General features: G+C 60.1%; 15 protein-coding genes. 12 read left to right on the top strand and 3 right to left on the bottom strand.

Annotated elements, in window-relative coordinates:
- Window positions 1–239 precede the first annotated feature (239 nt).
- The 4 genes from ACW9I6_RS20810 to ACW9I6_RS20795 are packed head-to-tail and all read left to right on the top strand — an operon-like array spanning window position 240 to window position 3,147.
- Window positions 240–779 carry a TetR/AcrR family transcriptional regulator gene (locus ACW9I6_RS20810; protein ID WP_003214462.1) on the top strand — a complete coding sequence of 180 codons (540 nt, stop codon included), beginning with the start codon at window positions 240–242 and terminating at the stop codon, window positions 777–779.
- 28 nt (window positions 780–807) lie between these two features.
- Complete coding sequence (locus tag ACW9I6_RS20805) at window positions 808–1,641, top strand: alpha/beta hydrolase (protein WP_177020870.1); 834 nt, start codon at window positions 808–810, stop codon at window positions 1,639–1,641.
- Between the two features lie 50 nt (window positions 1,642–1,691).
- Entirely contained in the window at window positions 1,692–2,141 is a 450-nt protein-coding gene (locus ACW9I6_RS20800) for an acyl-CoA thioesterase (RefSeq protein ID WP_003214456.1), read from the top strand.
- 40 nt (window positions 2,142–2,181) lie between these two features.
- Window positions 2,182–3,147, top strand: coding sequence for a tRNA dihydrouridine synthase (locus ACW9I6_RS20795; RefSeq protein WP_003214454.1), 966 nt, complete (start codon window positions 2,182–2,184; stop codon window positions 3,145–3,147).
- A 176-nt stretch (window positions 3,148–3,323) separates the two neighbouring features.
- Here ACW9I6_RS20795 and ACW9I6_RS20790 read toward each other — a convergent pair whose 3' ends face one another.
- Window positions 3,324–3,530, bottom strand: a complete 207-nt coding sequence (locus ACW9I6_RS20790) for a hypothetical protein (RefSeq protein WP_457339758.1) — start codon at window positions 3,528–3,530, stop codon at window positions 3,324–3,326.
- A gap of 162 nt (window positions 3,531–3,692) precedes the next feature.
- On the opposite strand from ACW9I6_RS20790, the gene ACW9I6_RS20785 reads away from it, so the two are divergent.
- From ACW9I6_RS20785 to ACW9I6_RS20775, 3 genes are all read left to right on the top strand, one after another.
- On the top strand, window positions 3,693–4,940 hold the full coding sequence (locus ACW9I6_RS20785; protein WP_457339757.1) for an adhesin: 1,248 nt from the start codon (window positions 3,693–3,695) through the stop codon (window positions 4,938–4,940).
- 66 nt (window positions 4,941–5,006) lie between these two features.
- Window positions 5,007–5,975: a hypothetical protein gene (locus tag ACW9I6_RS20780; protein ID WP_457339756.1), complete on the top strand. Its 969-nt coding sequence runs from the start codon at window positions 5,007–5,009 to the stop codon at window positions 5,973–5,975.
- Window positions 5,976–6,195: 220 nt separating this feature from the next.
- On the top strand, window positions 6,196–8,160 hold the full coding sequence (locus ACW9I6_RS20775) for a hypothetical protein (RefSeq protein ID WP_457339755.1): 1,965 nt from the start codon (window positions 6,196–6,198) through the stop codon (window positions 8,158–8,160).
- A gap of 363 nt (window positions 8,161–8,523) precedes the next feature.
- On the opposite strand, the gene ACW9I6_RS20770 is transcribed toward ACW9I6_RS20775, so the two are convergent.
- Together ACW9I6_RS20770 and ACW9I6_RS20765 are read right to left on the bottom strand one after the other, a co-directional pair.
- On the bottom strand, window positions 8,524–11,829 hold the full coding sequence (locus ACW9I6_RS20770; protein ID WP_003212653.1) for a bifunctional diguanylate cyclase/phosphodiesterase: 3,306 nt from the start codon (window positions 11,827–11,829) through the stop codon (window positions 8,524–8,526).
- A gap of 64 nt (window positions 11,830–11,893) precedes the next feature.
- Window positions 11,894–12,784 carry a LysR family transcriptional regulator gene (locus ACW9I6_RS20765; protein WP_003212656.1) on the bottom strand — a complete coding sequence of 297 codons (891 nt, stop codon included), beginning with the start codon at window positions 12,782–12,784 and terminating at the stop codon, window positions 11,894–11,896.
- A 145-nt stretch (window positions 12,785–12,929) separates the two neighbouring features.
- Here ACW9I6_RS20765 and leuC point away from each other — a divergent pair, with 145 nt between their 5' ends.
- The 5 genes from leuC to asd all read left to right on the top strand — a co-directional run bounded on the left by leuC (window position 12,930) and on the right by asd (window position 18,227).
- Window positions 12,930–14,348, top strand: coding sequence for a 3-isopropylmalate dehydratase large subunit (leuC, locus tag ACW9I6_RS20760; RefSeq protein ID WP_008438759.1), 1,419 nt, complete (start codon window positions 12,930–12,932; stop codon window positions 14,346–14,348).
- Between the two features lie 10 nt (window positions 14,349–14,358).
- Window positions 14,359–15,003 carry a 3-isopropylmalate dehydratase small subunit gene (gene leuD, locus ACW9I6_RS20755; RefSeq protein ID WP_003212660.1) on the top strand — a complete coding sequence of 215 codons (645 nt, stop codon included), beginning with the start codon at window positions 14,359–14,361 and terminating at the stop codon, window positions 15,001–15,003.
- Between the two features lie 146 nt (window positions 15,004–15,149).
- The gene (locus tag ACW9I6_RS20750) at window positions 15,150–15,914 is read left to right on the top strand and encodes a class I SAM-dependent methyltransferase (RefSeq protein ID WP_003212662.1); all 765 of its coding nucleotides are present in this window, start codon (window positions 15,150–15,152) and stop codon (window positions 15,912–15,914) included.
- Between the two features lie 53 nt (window positions 15,915–15,967).
- Complete coding sequence (gene leuB, locus ACW9I6_RS20745; protein ID WP_003212664.1) at window positions 15,968–17,050, top strand: 3-isopropylmalate dehydrogenase; 1,083 nt, start codon at window positions 15,968–15,970, stop codon at window positions 17,048–17,050.
- Window positions 17,051–17,114: 64 nt separating this feature from the next.
- A complete protein-coding gene (gene asd / locus ACW9I6_RS20740) occupies window positions 17,115–18,227 on the top strand; it encodes an aspartate-semialdehyde dehydrogenase (protein WP_010175747.1) in 1,113 nt (370 codons plus the stop codon).
- Window positions 18,228–18,354: the final 127 nt, after the last annotated feature.

Genomic DNA, 18,354 nt, shown 5'->3' with positions numbered 1-18,354 from the left:
AGGACACCGCCCTTTCACGGCGGTAACAGGGGTTCGAGTCCCCTAGGGGACGCCACGATTACCCGCTCTGCGGGATTTTTAAGGGTCATTCAATTATTGAATGGCCCTTTTGTTTGTCTGGCGTTTGGCCAACCCTCCTTCCTTTTTCCCTGAATGTTCTTCTGACCAATGGTCATGCCTGTGGCTTGCGAAATATTATTATGGTAATAATATTCGAAGCATGAGATTCGGAGGCAACGATGAACGATAAAAAAGCGCAAACCCGTGAACGCATTCTGCAAGCTGCCGGCGCCGCCCTGGTACAACGCGGCCCGGCCGAGCCGAGTGTGGGTGAAGTCATGGGCGCGGCGGGGCTTACCGTCGGCGGTTTCTACGCGCACTTTGAAAGCAAGGACGCACTGATGCTGGAGGCCTTCACCGAGTTGCTGGCCCGGCGTCGCGCCGCCGTCGATGACATGGACTCCTCGCTGACCGGTGAAGAGCGTCGCGCGCTGGTCGCAGCGTTCTACCTGTCGCGTAAACACCGTGACTCCACCAGCCAGGCGTGCCCGATCCCGTCCACCGTGGGCGAGATGAGCCGCCTGCCGGACGAATTTCGCCAGGCCTTGAACGAACACTGCGAACTGATGGCAGCACAGCTGGCCGCCAGCCCGGAAGACACCGACAAGGCCTTGGCCGACATGGCACTGATGATCGGTGGCTTGTCGCTGGCCCGCGCCCTGGGCCCGGGTGAGTTATCGGATCGTGTGTTGCGTGCGGCCAAGTCCGCAGTGCGTTAAGAACGGCTTCTGGCCTGAGGGATGAGCGATGGGCACGTTGAAATGGATTCGTGGCGTCAATGGCACCTTGGGCCGGCTGGCGCCGCAAACGGTGGCTAGTAAGATGCGTCGGGTGTTCATGACGCCTCGCGATTTGCCGCCCCGTGACTGGGAGCTGCCGCTGCTGGCGCAGTCCGAGCGCATCACTTTGCGTTTCGGCCTGTCGGCGCTGAAGTGGGGCCAGGGCCCTGCGGTGCTGTTGATGCACGGCTGGGAAGGGCGCCCAACGCAATTCGCCAGCCTGATCAGCGCATTGGTGGAGGCGGGTTATTCGGTGGTTGCGCTGGATGGTCCGGCTCACGGGCGTTCGCCGGGGCGCGAAGCCCATGTGCTGCTGTTTGCCCGCGCCATGCTGGAAGCGGCTGCCGAACTGCCACCGCTGCATGCGGTTGTCGGTCACTCCATGGGTGGGGCCAGCGCGATGTTGGCGGTGCAGTTGGGCTTGCGCACCAAGGCGTTGGTCAGCATCGCCGCACCCTCGCGGTTTCTCGACGTACTGCGCGGCTTTGCCGGCATGGTCGGTTTGCCGGCGCGAGCGCGTTCGGCGTTTATCCAGGAGGTCGAGCTGACGATGGGCATGCCCCTCAAGCACCTCGATGTCGCCCACTATCAAATGAATATCCCGGGCCTGATCGTGCATGCCGAAGACGATACCTTCGTCTCGGTCAAGGCTTGCCAGGTCATCCATGACGCCTGGTTCGACAGCCGCTTGCTGCGCCTGGAGCAGGGCGGGCACCAGAAAGTGCTGGCGGATCCGCGTGTGATCGAGGGCGTGCTGGCGCTGCTGGCCGGCCGCCACATGCCGGAGCGCCAAACCGCCTGAGCCATGGGTTACACTGCTCGCCGCCGACATTAATCGACCGGGAGCACCCCATGGGCTGGGATTTGGCAACGCCGTTTATCATCGATCTGCAGGTCGGTGCCGACGACATCGACGGTCTGGGGCACGCCAACAACGCCGTTTACGTGTCCTGGCTCGAACGCTGCGCCTGGCGCCATTCCCAGCGCCTGGGGCTGGACCTTAGCGAGTACCGCAGGCTGGATCGCGCGATGGCCGTGGTGCGTCATGAGATCGATTACCTCGCCGCCGGTTACGAGGGCGATGAGCTGCAGTTGGCGACCTGGATCGTCGACTGGGACCAGCGCCTGAAAATGACCCGACGCTTCCAGCTGGTACGCCCGCGTGATGGCGCTACCTTGCTGCGAGCGCAAACCACCTTTGTCTGCATCGAACTGTCCAGCGGCAAGCCCAAGCGCATGCCGTCGGAATTTCTTGAGGGTTATGGCCCTGCGCTGCAAGGCGAATTACCTGCCAGCGTCTGAAACCAGTAAACTGCGCCACGTTTTTCGTTGAGTGTTTTCCATGCAAATTGCTTTGGCGCCCATGGAGGGGTTGGTCGACAACATCCTGCGGGACGTGCTGACCCGGGTCGGTGGTATTGATTGGTGCGTGACCGAGTTCATCCGGGTCAACGACCGCCTGCTGACGCCTGCCTATTTCCACAAACTCGCCCCTGAGTTGCTGCACGGTGCCAAGACCGCTGCCGGCGTGCCGCTGCGTGTGCAGTTACTCGGTTCAGACCCGGTGTGTTTGGCGGAAAACGCCGCCCTGGCGTGTGAGCTGGGCTCTCAGGTGGTTGACCTCAACTTCGGTTGCCCGGCCAAGACCGTGAACAAGTCCCGTGGCGGTGCGGTGCTGCTCAAGGAGCCGGAGCTGCTTAACCAGATCGTCGAACACGTACGGCGTGCGGTGCCGGCACATATTCCCGTCACGGCCAAGATGCGCCTGGGCTTCGACAGCCCCGACGGTGCCCTGGTGTGCGCCACGGCCCTGGCCGAAGGCGGCGCAGCACATATCGTGGTGCATGCCCGCACCAAGGCTGACGGCTACAAACCTCCGGCGCACTGGGAGTGGATCCCGCGTGTGCAAGAGGTGGTCAAGGTGCCAGTGTTCGCCAACGGTGATATCTGGAGCGTTGAAGACTGGCGGCGGTGTCGCGAAATCAGTGGTGTCGAAGACATCATGCTCGGTCGCGGCCTGGTGGCTCGTCCCGACCTGGCCCGGCAGATTGCTGCCGCGCGGGCCGGGGAAGAGGTGGTCGAGATGACTTGGGCGCAGATGCAACCCATGCTCCAGGAATTCTGGCGGCAATCCGTTGAGCAATTGACCGAGCGCCAGGCGCCGGGACGCTTGAAGCAATGGCTGGCGATGCTGACCCGCAACTATCCCGAAGCAGTTGAACTATTTACGCTGATGCGGCGGGAAACCGACCTGGAGCAGGTAGGACGATTGTTAGGGGTGCCTGATTCGGTTGCGCTGCAAAATTGAGTACATATATATAAGCGTTTCAATTCAGTAGGAAAGGGTGCCGTGGGCGCCCTTTTTTTTGCTTGAAATAAGGCCACGGATCGTTAACCGCGAGTGTTTGTGGGCACGTGACTAGAGCTTTTTGATTGCTTTATATATGTGAGCAAGTTTCTTGTTTGCTACAGAGTCTTGCGGTGTCAGTGGCGCATATTTTTAAGTTTTGTTAGTTGGAGTATGAGGGGCGCGCGCAATAACACAGATATGAATGACTGGCGTGGGTGAGTGATTTCATCAATTTGCCTTAACGGCTGACTGTTGCCTGATATATCCATTTTGCCCACGGCGACCACCGGGTAAGCATGATGTTTTACGGAAAGTCCATAGGATAAAGTCTCTATTTTCATTTGATTTCCTTATGTGAAGGCCGATTTTCGGAACCCGATGCTCGCAACACCCACGAAAGTAGGGAGTGTGCAGCACTCGGGTTTGTTTCCAGTCCAGAACCTGGACGGTCTGTTTGCAGACCGCTGAAGGAGTTTTGGCAATCACTGAATAAGGATTTGTTTATGTCTAATTTTTCGGTCAATAATTTCCCTCGCTTGACTAATGACTTCAATCAGCAGAATGCAGACCTGCCAAAGTCTGTCGACAAGAGCGCCGGCGAAATCCGGGCGAATACGCCCGGCACAGTATTGAAAAACAATCCCGCCGTAGTGACGGATGGAACCGTCACCTTCAACAAGGATGCACTCGAGAAGTTGTTCGAGTTGTTTGAATATGCATTCAAGGCCATACGGAACATGCTGTCCGGACAGGGCGGGATGCCCAAGTTGGTACCCGATGCTGGCCCGCTGCCTAAACCCGAAAAGAGTAGCGATACTCCGGTGAAGGATAAGGCGGACAGTAAATCGAATGTGCCTGACACTGCGGCCAAGGACAAGGCGGGGACTGACTCGCAAGTGCCGAACACTGTAGCCAAGGACAAAGCCGAGACCAACTCGCCGGTATTGAACACTGCACTCAAGGACAAGTCCGGGACCAATTCTGAGGTGTCGGTACAGAAAGACAAGCCAGCAAACAATCCAGCGGTCCCGAGTTCCGAGGTTAAGGTAACGCCTAAACCCCTGCCAGAACCCCGCAGGCCAGACCCCGCATCGGGCAAGGACGTGCAGCCGAACAGCCGGAGCAGTTCCGACGTGAACGTCACGGTCCAAGTGATGAACTGCCATTGTCCTCACCCGGATGCAACGAAGCCGGTCCCGCCTAAGCCCGACGTGCCGGTTCCGCCGAAGCCAGATGTGCCGGTTCCGCCTAAGCCCGATGCACCGGTCCCGCCTAAGCCTGATGCACCGGTTCCGCCGAAGCCCGATGCACCGGTTCCGCCGAAGGCAGACGTGCCAGTCCCACCGAAGCCCGATGCACCGGTCCCGCCGAAGCCGGACGTGCCGGTTCCGCCTAAGCCAGATGCACCGGTTCCGCCGAAGGCCGACGTGCCGGTTCCGCCGAAGCCTGATGCACCGGTCCCGCCGAAGCCAGACGTGCCAGTTCCGCCGAAGCCCGATGCACCGGTCCCGCCTAAGCCAGATGTGCCGGTTCCGCCGAAGCCCGATGCACCGGTCCCGCCGAAGCCAGACGCTCCGGTCCCACCGAAGCCGGATGCGCCTAAACCAGATGCTCCGAAGCCGGATAAGCCGGAGCCGGACATCACTTCGCCAGGGCCGTCTGAGGATTTCTTTGAGTTCGAAACCAGCGGCAGGCGTCGAGCGTTCGACAACGACTGGCGGTTTAATCCCGGCCGCCGGATAAGCAGGTAAGTCGGCCACTTCCTCAGTTTTTTTCAACAAGGCGCTCCCGATAAAAAAAACGTCGGGGGGGCCTTGATGAAGGATGGTTATATGTCTTGTTCAGAAATCAATAATGCGGGCGCGGTCAGAAACTATTATCAACATTCGCAAACCGGCAACACACCAGGACGATCGGTTCCCGTGCAGCCGGTATTCGTTAATGACCAAGTCCTCTCATCGTTCGGTAATAACGATCAAAGTACTGTTGGGAACACAGCCAGCGACACCCCGCTGTTAGCAAAGCTCCTCGAACTGTTCACCCAGTTTTTTACACAGTTGCAAGGCCTGCTGGCGGGCAAGGAACTGGCGAATACAGTTGCGACCAAGGTAACGCCTGCGCCCCCGCCGGCAGTGCTGCCCAGGCCGGATGCACCCCTGCCGGATCCAACACCGCAGCCGCTTCCTGATCTGTCCGATAAGCGCAACGGCGCCAAGCCGGCAAATATATGGAACGGTTTTCGCCAGGGCCCTGACGGTAATTGCGTGACCATTTCGGCGATCAAGGCGGCGATGGCGAAGTTCGGTCAAAGCCCGACCGATATCTTCAAGTCTGTTCAAGCCAAGGGTGATGGCTATCACATTGTCATGCGTGACGGGTACGCGCTGGATTTGAGCAAGGATGAATTGGCCCAAGCCAGGCGTGGCTCGAAGTTTGTCCCGATGCGCGATCCCGGCATGCTCAAGGATGCGCACTTTCTATTTGCCGTCAGCGCCAAGCGAGCGATGCTGGAAAACAATGACGGGACTGCAGGCAGGAGCTTTCAATCCGCAATAAACAGCCTCAACGACGGTGAAGACGAAACGGGGCCCGGGGAAGGCTTCAAGCGTCTGGGCTTGCGCCAGCATATGAAAGAAGTTCCGGTCAGTGCGTTTGCTGATAAATCATTGATCGGTATGGTCAACAGGAGCAGGCACTCTGTAGCAGTGGTTGATGGGTGTGAGGAGATGTATGGGACTAAAGCGGGAAGACCGCGGTTTGGACGGGCTATTGCATTGGTTGGCTAACCGGGCGTCCATAAAACAATAAGAAGATGATCGTTGCTGCGCAATACGTTAAATCTATAACTAGATCTTGTTGAACTTATTATCTGACTGAGTGCAGTTCATCGCGTGCAGAAAATACTGTATGCCGTGTTCATGCACTTTCTTTTTATGCCTGAGCGCAGTGCACAAGTGGCAGCGTTACCACGGGCTGTTGTGTGTTCGCCCTTTAAAGGAGTGCTCCATGATTACGATGAATACGGGTTATGCAATGAGTACGGCGGTCCATCATCCGGCGCGTGTATACGGGGGTGAAAATAAATCCGTCGACAGTGTAAGTACTTTGAATTCTACCGAGCGACAGTTCGGTGAACATTTTGATACGAGCAGCCATTCTGCTGTTATCCAGATGATGATATCGACCTTCGGTCCTGCGCGCGCTGATCTATTTGATGAAGTAAAGCGCGTTGGCTCGGGGTATGACGTTACGCTGAAAGACGGTTATAAGTTGCATGTTTCCGATCATGAAGTGCATGGCACTGCCTCAGCGTCGAGATTTGTCGGTGGTGATGCCAATACAGTGGAAAACGCGAACTTCGCATTGGCTGTCTTCGTCAAGCGCAAACAATTGTCCAGTTCCGACAGCCGTATCAGCAGCAGCTTTAACGCGGCCTTGACCACGTCCTTACAAGGTGAGACTGCATCGAACCTGCTCAAGGGCATGGGCATGGGCCGTTTTATGCAGCAGATCCCTTCGGAGCAACTCGTCGGCAAGAACTCTGTCGGCGTCATGGAGGCGCATAACTTCGGTGCCGCGCTGATTCGGGATGGGGTGGCGCATCGGTTTGACCGTCAATATCGCCCCGACCGTCCCTACGTCTACGTGCTGGACAAGGAGGGGCAAACGGCTAAGCCGGTCAAGCGGGATGTGCCGGTTGCTCCGGTCGATGTTCCCCTCGTCGATACGCCGTCCACCCGGCGTGGCCGCAAGCCCGTTGACATTCTCAGCGGATTTAACGCGGCCGAGCGAGGATTCGGTGAGGTTGTTGATGGCAGCAGCCATGCCTGCGTCATAAAAATGATGATGATGAGGTTTGGTCCAGACGCCACGGATATGTTCGAGAAAGTCCGCCCGGCGGGAGACGGTTATGACATCACGATGAAGGACGGTTTCGAACTGCATTTTTCCCGGCAAGAGTTGCAGCAAGCGACCACGGCCTCGCGATTCGCTGGGAACAACCCCGACGCGGTGAAGCAGGCCAACTTCATGCTGGCGGCGTACACGAAGCGCAAGCAGATGACCCGCGGTGACCAGGACCCTGGGGCATCGTTTGAAAAGGTTTTATCGAACACGCTCAAAGGCGATACGGAATACCGCGTGTTGAAGGGCTTGGGCATGACTGGCTTCTTGCGCATCGTGCCACCTGCCAAGATGCAGGAGCAGGGCGCGGTGGGGGTGGTCAGTACTTTTGGCTATTCGAGTGCCTTGGTACTGGATGGCCTGCAGCACAGCAATGGTGACAAGCCATCTATCGTCAAATCTTATGGCTACATGCTCGCCGAGGAGGTACCGGACGGAGTGCCCGTTGGTTCAAGCTCGCGGCCCCCGCCTATTTCCAATGTACCGGTCGGGGTCAAGCCTGGGGATATCTGGAGTGGATTCTATCAAGGTGTCGAGGGGAACTGTGTCACGGTATCGGCGATCAAGGCGGCGATGATGAAGTATGGGCAAAGTCCCCGGGGCATCTATAAAAACATCACCGAGACCCGCGACGGTTACACCGTGACGATGCGCGATTCCAGCAAGGTCAGCTTGACCCATGCAGAACTGAAAACAGCCCGCGAACACTCGAATTTCAAAGGCACCGACGCCGGCCTGCTCAAGGATGCGAATTTCCTGTACGCCGTCAGCGCCAAGCGGGCGCAAATGGAGAACCACGAGTTTCGTGCCGGCGAGAGCTTTGAAGCGGCGATGAGCACGCTCAATGATGGCGAGACCCCTGGTGATGCACTGCGGCGTCTGGGTTTGTTCGCCTTTACCCGAAGCAGCAGCGTCCAGGCGCTGGCAGATGGTGCAACCGGCACGTTGGCGAACTTCATGCATTCTGTTGTCGTCGTTGATGGGGCTTTTGATGATTACGGGTATAAACACCCACTGAAATCATCAAGCTGGATGGATGAAGAGGGCACGGCGCTAACGCTGGTTTAGGTTTAAAGGTGCAAAGTTTGAGAAACACAGGCCACGAGATCTCGTGGTCTTTTTTCTGCGCGCAGAAAGGACAAGCCCGATGGTGGCCGGCTACCTTGCAATCTGTGTCCGCATAGGTAGTTGGCCTCGGCTACTCTCATCGACTCTGGAACCTCCTGCTCATGGATGAAATTCAACAGCATTGGCTGTATGCCCTGTCTGCTCCCATGGTGTCCATCAACCCTGGCGCCGGTTATCTCGAGGCGCCGCCCAGCAGCGCCGGGGAGTGCTTTGCATCCTGCATGGTAGGTGTGCCCGAAAATGGAAAGCACTTGAACCTACAGGCTCAAAAAGCAGCTGCCCATCAGGAAAATCCGGTGCAACTTATTCCGATGAAGTGGCCTGGGGCATTCGCTTCAGTACCTGCCTGAACCCTTCCACCGGCAAGGGCCGACTGTGCAGATACCCCTGATACAAATGACACCCAAGCCCCTGCAAAAACGCCAGTTGCTCAGGGGTTTCCACACCTTCGGCAATGACGTCCAGGTTCAAGCTGCGCGCCATGGCCACAATGGCGCGGATGATCTCCGCATCGTTGGGGTCATGGGTGGCGTCGCGCACAAACGACTGGTCGATCTTCAGCGCATCCACCGGCAGGCGCTTGAGGTAGGTCAGCGACGAATAGCCGGTGCCGAAATCATCCATCGCAAAACTCACGCCGAGCTTTTTCAGGCGGCGCATTTTGCTGATGGTGTCGTCCAGGTTCTGGATCACGATGCCTTCGGTGATCTCCAGCTTCAGCAGGGTATAAGGCAGGTGGTGGGTGCGCAGGCTGCGTTCTACCCGTTCGACAAAATCATTCTGGCGAAACTGCCGCGGGCTGATGTTGACGCACAGGCTGAAGTTCAGCGGGTCTACCAGCCCCTCGGCAATCAACTGCGCGAAGGTGCTGCAGGCTTCGTCGAGGATCCAGGTGCCCACTTCAAGGATCAGGCCGCTGTCTTCCAGGACCTTGATGAATTCCGTCGGGGACTGTGCGCCCAACTGCGGATGTTGCCAGCGCACCAGGGCCTCGGCGCCGACGATGGTGTTGCCGCGCGCATCCACCTGGGGTTGGTAATGCACGCTGAACTCGCCGCGGGACAGGGCCAGGCGCAGGTCGGTTTCCATGCGCAGCCGCTCGCTGGCGGTTTTCTGCATGCTGTTGTGGAACATCTGGATGGTGTTGCGCCCTGAATCCTTGGCCCGGTACAGGGCGATGTCGGCGCGCTTGAGCAAATCGGCCGGGGTTGAGCCGTGATCGGGGATCAGCGCCACGCCAATGCTCGGGGTGACTTGCAGGCGGTGGCCATCCAGGAACATCGGTTCGGATAACAGTTCGCGCAGGGTATCGGCCAGCTCCTGGACCTGAGTGCTGACTTGCGGGCGTGTGCCTTCCAGGCCGCTGAGCAGCACCACAAACTCATCGCCGCCCAGGCGTGCCACGGTGTCTTCCATGCGCACACTGGCTTCGAGGCGTGCAGTGACGATCTTCAGCACCGTGTCGCCGACCGGGTGGCCGAGGGAATCGTTGATGTGCTTGAAGTGGTCCAGGTCGAGAAACAGCAGGGCGCCCCGCAGGTTGTGGCGCTTGAGCAGGGCGATCTGCTGGCTCAGGCGGTCCATCAGCAGGGCGCGGTTGGGCAGGTTGGTCAGCGGGTCGTGATAGGCCAGGTGGCGAATCTGCGCCTGGGCGTTTTTCAGCAGGCTGACGTCCCGGGCGGTCAGCAACAGGCAGGGGGTTTCATTGAGGGTGATGGGCTCCACCGACACTTCAACCGCCAGCACTTCGCCGCGCTTGTTGTGCCAGAGCATTTCCAGGTGATGAATGCGGCCCTTGATCTGCAACTCGGCCAATAACGCCGCGCGTTGGTTTTCATCGGCCCAGATGCCGATCTGGTAGAGCGTCAGGCCGATCGCTTCTTCGGCGCGGTAGCCGGTGAGGCGGCAGAAGCCGTCATTGACCTCCACGTAGCGCCCGGTATCGCGCTCGGTGATCGACACCGCATCGGGGCTGGAATGAAAGGCCTTGGCGAATTTCTCTTCGCTGGCCTTGAGCGCCGCTTCCGAGCGTTGCTGTTGGGTGATGTCCCGCAGGGTGGTGACGATGCAGGGTTGGTCGCTGACCTGGATCAGGCGGCTGGATATTACACAGTTCAGGGTCTGGCCGTTCTTGTGATGAACGGTGATTGCCACGTTGCTCAGGGATTGTTCGCGGATCACCTGCTCGATGCGCTGCAGGCGTTGGCTGGACTCCTCCCACAAGCCGATCTGCTCGGCGTTGTTGTTGAGCACCTCGGCGGCGGTCCAGCCGAAGGTCTGGGTGAAGGCCGGGTTGATCTCGATAAACTGGCCGGTCTCCAGGCGCGTCACGCAGATCGGGTCGGGGCTGGCGAGGAACAGGCTGGCGAATTTTTCTTCGGATGCGATCAGGCGCTGCTCACGTTCAACCTGGTCGGTGATGTCGAGCAGGGTCCCGGCCATTCGCAACGGTACGCCCGTGTCATCGCGATACAGGCGGGCGCGGCTTTCCAGGTAGCGCGAACTGCCGTCTTCCAGTTGCACGCGGTAGGTCAGTTGGTAGTTGCCCGCCGGGCCTTCGCGCAGGGTGCGGTAGGCGTTGCGCATGCTCTCGCGCTCTTCCTGGGGCATGCCTTCAAAGAAGGCCTCGAAGGATTCGTGGAACGGTTGGGGTTCCAGCCCGTGCAGTTGGGCGGCGCGGGCCGAGCCATAGAGCATGCCGCTGGGGATGTGCCAGTCCCAGGTGCCCAGTTGCGCCGAGTCCAGGGCCAGGTCCAGGCGTTCCTGGCTGTCCTTGAGGGCCTGCTCGGCATTCTTGCGCTCGGTGGTGTCGAGGAAGGTGCTGATCAGGTAGTCCTCGCCGTCCAGCTCGACTTTCTGGGCGCTGAGGGTGCCATCGTGGACCTGCCCGTTGCTGGCGCGAAACTGCACTTCCATGGTGATGGGGGCGCCTTTGCGCTGGGTGGCCTTGACCAGATGCGCGCGTTGTTCCGGGTGTACCCAGAGGCCCAGCTCCAATGTGCTGCGGCCAATGGCATCGGCCAACGGCCAGCCGAACAGGCTTTCGAAATACTGGTTGGCTTCGCTGATCAGGCCGTCCGCCTGGCGGGTCAGCAGGACCATCAGCGGGCACAAATGGAACAGGGTGGCGAAGCGCTTTTCCGAATGGCTGAGGGCGTGTTCGCGCTCGCGCTGGTGGGTGATTTCGCGGATCACCCCGATCATTCGACGACGCCCGGCCTTGTCCGGTAGCAGGCTGCCGTTGATTTCCAGCCAGTGCAGGCTGCCATCGGGCCATTGGATACGGTGGTGCATGGCCTGGACAGCGGGTTCGCCGGCCAGCACCGCATGAAAGGCCCGGACCACCTTGGCGCGGTCCTCGGGGGCCAGCAGGTCCAGGTACTCCAGGTCTTCAGGCAGCGGCTGGCGCGGGTCGAAGCCGAACAGGGCCTGAGTGCCTCGGGACCAGCTGATCCGGCCGGTATCGATTTCCCAGCTCCAGGCGCCCAGCCGGGCAGCGTTGAGCGCCGCCAGCAGTTGCGGCGCGCTGTCCCAGCTTTGCTCCGCCTCCTGTGGGTCCAGGGCGTAGATGCGGGGCAGGGGTGGCACGGTATCGACGGGGTTGCGCATTATCAAAGGGCCTTGGCTCGATGGGCGTTCGGCGCGGGTTCCACGGTCTACGGGCCACGGCGATTCAAGCCTGATTCCCTGGCAGATCGACCTGTGCATCCAATAGGCTCATGAAAGCCCGCGCAGCGTTCGACAGCGTCCTTTCGGTGTGCACGATATAGCCTAGCTGGCGACTGAGCTGTATGCCCGGCAAAGCGATGCGTGCCACCTGGTCATCGAGCATGGTGCGCGGCAACACGCTCCAGGCAAGGCCAATGGAGACCATCATCTTGATGGTTTCCAGGTAGTTGGTGCTCATGGCGATGTTTGGCGTCAGGCCCTGGGCCTCGAACAGCCGCTGCACGATATGGTGGGTAAAGGTGTTGCCGCCGGGAAACACCGCCGGGTGCCGGGCGATGTCCGCCAGGCTGACGCTGCCGTTGCTGATCAGGCTGTGTTCCGGCGCCACCACGAAATCCAGCGGGTCGTCCCACACCGGGGTGGCCCGCACCAGCGTGTGGGGTTCCGGCGCCAGGGTGATTACGGCCACTTCGGCGCGGCCATGGAGGATTTCTTCGTAGGCCACTTCCGAATCGAGAAACTGAATGTCCAGCGCGACATTCGGGTATTCCCGGGTGAACGTGCGCAGGACCGGTGGCAAGCGGTGCAGGCCGATGTGATGGCTGGTGGCCAGCGTCAGGCGCCCGCTGACTTCGCCGGTGAGGTTGGTCAGGGCGCGGCGGGTGTCGTCCAGTACATTGAGAATCTGATACGCCCGGGGCAGCAGCGCCCGTCCGGCTTCGGTGAGGCCGACTTCACGCCCCAGCCGGTCGAACAGGCGCACCTTTAATTGTTGCTCCAGGCCGGCGATGCGCTTGCTGATGGCCGGTTGGGTCAGGTGCAGGCGTTCACCGGCCCCGGAGAAGCTGCCGGTCTCGGCGATGGCGATAAAGGCATTGAGGTTGGCCAGGTCCATTGTGCTATTCCAGTTGGTAATCCAAAGCATAAAAAATATGAATTTGAGTTATTTAATGTAGCGCCATACCATCAGCCTCACAAGCCAAAGGGTTATTGAATCGTTCAAGGCCCGGGGCATAGAAACACCTGATGAGGACCGCGTGATGGCCGGCAAAACGCTTTACGACAAGCTTTGGGATTCCCATGAAGTGAAACGGCGCGATGATGGGTCGTCGCTGATCTACATCGACCGTCACATCATCCATGAAGTGACCTCGCCCCAAGCGTTCGAAGGCCTGCGACTGGCCGGGCGCAAGCCTTGGCGCGTCGACTCGATCATCGCCACCCCGGACCACAACGTGCCGACCACCCCGGAGCGTAAAGGCGGGATCGACGCCATCGTCGACACCGTGTCGCGCCTCCAGGTGCAGACCCTCGATGATTACTGCGACGAATACGGCATCACCGAATTCAAGATGAATGACGTGCGCCAGGGCATCGTTCACGTGATCGGCCCGGAGCAGGGCGCTACCTTGCCCGGCATGACCGTGGTTTGCGGCGACTCCCACACCTCTACCCACGGTGCGTTTGGCGCGTTGGCGCATGGCATCGGCACTTCCGAGGTGGAGCACGTATTCGCCACCCAGTGCCTCGTTGCCAAGAAAATGAAGAACATGTTGGTGTCGGTGGAAGGTGAGTTGCCTTTCGGCGTGACTGCCAAGGACATCGTCCTCGCCGTGATCGGCAAGATCGGCACCGCCGGCGGTAACGGCCACGCCATCGAATTCGCCGGCAGCGCGATTCGCGACCTGTCCATCGAAGGCCGCATGACCATCTGCAACATGTCCATCGAAGCCGGTGCCCGCGTGGGCATGGTGGCGGCGGACGAAAAGACCATTGCCTACGTCAAGGGTCGCCCGTTCGCACCGGCCGGTGCTGATTGGGACGCCGCTGTCGAAGCCTGGAAAGACCTGGTTTCCGACGCCGATGCGGTGTTCGACACCGTGGTTACCCTCGATGCCGCCCAGATCAAGCCGCAAGTCAGCTGGGGCACCTCGCCGGAAATGGTGTTGGCCGTTGACCAGAACGTGCCGGACCCGGCCAAGGAAACCGACCTGGTCAAGCGTGGTTCCATCGAGCGCGCCTTGAAGTACATGGGCTTGAAAGCCAACCAGGCGATTACCGACATCCAGCTGGATCGCGTGTTCATCGGCTCCTGCACCAACTCGCGGATCGAGGATTTGCGCGCTGCGGCGGTGATCGCCAAGGGCCGCAAAGTCGCCTCGACCATCAAGCAGGCGATCGTGGTGCCAGGTTCGGGCCTGGTCAAGGCCCAGGCTGAAGCCGAAGGCCTCGACAAGATCTTCCTCGAAGCCGGTTTTGAATGGCGCGAGCCGGGTTGCTCGATGTGCCTGGCAATGAACCCGGACCGTTTGGAGTCGGGCGAGCATTGCGCGTCCACCTCCAACCGTAACTTCGAAGGGCGTCAGGGCGCCGGTGGCCGTACCCACCTCGTCAGCCCGGCCATGGCTGCTGCGGCTGCCGTCAACGGTCGTTTCATCGACGTTCGCGAATTGATCTGAGGAATACCCGATGAAAGCTTTTACTCAACACACCGGTTTAGTCGCGCCGTTGGACCGTGCCAACGTGGACACCGACCAGATCATTCCCAAGCAGTTCTTGAAATCGATCAAGCGCACCGGTTTTGGCCCGAACCTGTTCGACGAGTGGCGCTACCTGGACGTGGGCTACGCCTACCAGGACAACTCCAAGCGCCCGCTGAACAAGGACTTTGTACTCAACGCCGAGCGTTACCAGGGTGCCAGCGTGTTGCTCGCCCGGGAAAACTTCGGTTGCGGCTCCAGCCGTGAGCACGCGCCGTGGGCCCTGGAAGAATATGGCTTTCGCAGCATCATCGCGCCGAGCTACGCCGACATCTTCTTCAACAACAGCTTCAAGAACGGCTTGCTGCCGATCATCTTGAGCGATGCCGAAGTGGATGAGTTGTTCCAGCAGGTGGAAGCCGATGTGGGCTACCAGTTGACCATCGACCTGGCGGCGCAGACCGTGACCCGTCCGGACGGCAAGGTGTATCACTTTGAAGTGGACGCCTTCCGCAAGCACTGCCTGATCAATGGCCTGGACGACATCGGCCTGACCTTGCAGGACGGCGATGCGATTGCCGCGTTTGAAACCAAACACCGGGCCAGCCAGCCTTGGTTGTTTCGCGACGCTTGATTCCATGTAGACCGGACTGGCCCCTTCGCGAGCAAGCCCGCTCCCACATTTGATTGCATTTCAACTGAAGGAACTCGGTCGAATGTGGGAGCGGGCTTGCTCGCGAAAGGGCCAGCAACAGCAACACAAAAACCAGGGACATCATCATGACCAGCACCGCCCACACCCAAGTCGTGCAAAAACAATTCGGCGAACAGGCCTCGGCCTACCTGAGCAGCGCAGTACATGCTCAAGGCACCGAATTCGCGCTGCTCCAGGCCGAACTGGCCGGGCAGGGCGCTGCACGACTGCTGGACCTGGGTTGCGGCGCCGGTCATGTGAGTTTCAACGTGGCACCGTTGGTCAAGGAAGTGGTGGCGTACGACCTGTCCCAGCAGATGCTTGACGTGGTCGCCGCCGCTGCCGTGGACCGTGGCCTGGACAACATCCGCACCGTGCACGGTGCCGCCGAGCGCCTGCCGTTTGCCGATGGCGAATTCGACTTCGTGTTCAGCCGCTACTCGGCGCACCATTGGAGCGACCTGGGCCTGGCCCTGCGTGAAGTGCGCCGGGTGCTCAAGCCGGGTGGCGTGGCCGCTTTCGTGGACGTCTTGTCACCGGGCAGCCCGCTGTTGGACACTTACCTGCAAACCGTCGAAGTGCTGCGCGACACCAGCCACGTGCGTGACTATTCCGCCGGCGAGTGGATGCGCCAGCTCAGCGAAGCCGGTTTGCATGTGCGCAACAGCAGCCGCCAGCGCCTGCGCCTGGAATACACCTCGTGGGTCGAGCGCATGCGCACCCCAGAGGTATTGCGTGCCGCGATCCTGGAGCTGCAAAAGGCAATGGGCCAGGAAGTGCGCGATTATTTCGAGATTCAAGCCGACGGCACCTTCAGCACCGACGTGCTGGTGGTGTGGGCCGAACGCTGATTAATTTTTCCCGACCTGCCCACGGGCGGGTCGCTTGATGAAATGAGGAACGCATGAGCAAGCAGATTCTGATTCTCCCTGGCGACGGCATTGGTCCGGAAATCATGGCCGAAGCGGTCAAGGTGCTGGAAGTGGCTAACGCCAAGTACAGCCTGGGCTTCGAACTGAGCCACGACGTGATCGGCGGCGCGGCCATCGACAAGCACGGCGTGCCTCTGGCCGACGAAACCCTGGAGCGTGCCCGCGCAGCCGACGCCGTGCTGCTGGGCGCCGTGGGTGGCCCGAAGTGGGATAAGATCGAGCGTGACATCCGCCCTGAGCGCGGCCTGCTGAAAATCCGTGCGCAACTGGGCCTGTTCGGCAACCTGCGCCCGGCGATCCTTTACCCGCAACTGGCGGACGCTTCCAGCCTGAAGCCGGAAATCGTCGCGGGCCTGGACATCCTGATCGTCCGCGAACTGACCGGCGGTATCTACTTCGGCTCGCCACGGGGCGTGCGCGAGTTGGAAAATGGCGAGCGTCAGGCCTACGACACCCTGCCGTACAGCGAGAGTGAAATCCGCCGTATCGCCCGTGTCGGTTTCGACATGGCCCGTGTGCGTGGCAAGAAGGTCTGCTCGGTGGACAAGGCCAACGTATTGGCGTCCAGCCAGCTGTGGCGTGAAATCGTCGAGGAGGTCGCCAAGGACTACCCGGACGTCGAGCTGAGCCACATGTACGTCGACAACGCCGCCATGCAGCTGGTGCGTGCACCGAAGCAGTTCGACGTGATCGTCACCGACAACCTGTTCGGCGACATCCTGTCCGACCAGGCCTCGATGCTTACCGGTTCCATCGGCATGCTGCCGTCGGCCTCCCTGGATGCCAACAACAAGGGCATGTACGAGCCGTGCCACGGTTCGGCGCCGGACATCGCCGGGCAGGGCATTGCCAACCCGTTGGCGACCATTTTGTCGGTGTCGATGATGCTGCGTTACAGCTTCAACCTGACCGACGCCGCTGATGCCATCGAGCAGGCCGTGAGCCTGGTGCTCGACCAGGGCCTGCGCACTGGCGACATCTGGTCCCAGGGTTGCACCAAGGTCGGTACGCAAGAAATGGGCGACGCAGTAGTCGCCGCGCTGCGGAATCTGTAATCTCTCGGGCCCGCTTGCAGATGTTGCTGCAAGGCGGCCCACTTTTGAACAAGGTGTAGTTGCGATGAAACGTGTAGGTCTGATCGGTTGGCGCGGTATGGTCGGTTCCGTGCTCATGCAGCGGATGCTGGAAGAGCAGGATTTCGATCTTATTGAGCCGGTGTTTTTCACCACCTCCAATGTAGGTGGTCAAGGGCCGTCCGTGGGCAAGGACATTGCTCCGCTCAAGGACGCCTACAACATTGAAGAACTGAAGACCCTCGACGTCATTCTGACCTGCCAGGGTGGCGACTACACCAGCGAAGTCTTCCCCAAGCTGCGCGAAGCCGGCTGGCAGGGTTACTGGATCGACGCCGCTTCCAGCCTGCGCATGCAGGATGACGCGGTGATCGTGCTGGACCCGGTCAACCGCAAGGTGATCGACCAGCAACTGGACGCGGGCACCAAGAACTACATCGGCGGCAACTGCACCGTCAGCCTGATGCTGATGGGCCTGGGCGGCTTGTTCGAAGCCGGCCTGGTGGAGTGGATGAGCGCCATGACCTATCAGGCGGCCTCTGGTGCCGGCGCGCAGAACATGCGTGAACTGATCAAGCAGATGGGCGCGACCCACGCCGCTGTCGCCGATCAACTGGCTGACCCGGCCAGCGCGATCCTCGACATCGACCGCCGTGTGGCCGAGGCCATGCGCAGCGAGGCCTACCCGACCGAGAACTTCGGTGTGCCATTGGCCGGCAGCCTGATCCCGTGGATCGACAAGGAACTGCCTAACGGCCAGAGCCGTGAAGAGTGGAAGGCCCAGGCCGAGACCAACAAGATCCTCGGTCGCTTCAAGAGCCCGATCCCGGTGGACGGTATCTGCGTGCGCATCGGCGCCATGCGTTGCCACAGCCAGGCGTTGACCATCAAGCTGAACAAAGACGTGCCGATCGCCGATATCGAAGGGCTGATCAGCCAGCACAACCCTTGGGTCAAGCTGGTGCCGAACAACCGTGATATCAGCATCCAGGAACTGAGCCCGAACAAGGTGACCGGTACCCTGAATGTGCCGGTTGGCCGTCTGCGCAAGCTGAACATGGGGACGCAGTACCTGGGTGCGTTCACCGTCGGCGACCAACTGCTGTGGGGCGCGGCTGAGCCGTTGCGTCGCATGCTGCGGATCTTGCTGGAGCGGTAATCGCTGCTGGTAATAAGAAACCCGCGTTCTGGTGACAGGAGCGGGTTTTTTATTGCGCGCTCGGGCCTCTTCGCGAGCAAGCCCGCTCCCACATTCGAGCGAGTTTCTTCAGTTGAAATGCGATCAA

It is taken from the genome of Pseudomonas sp. SDO5522_S412 (assembly GCF_054071215.1).
The sequence above is the reverse complement of the archived record's forward strand: the minus strand, read 5'-3'. Positions and strand labels throughout refer to the sequence as shown.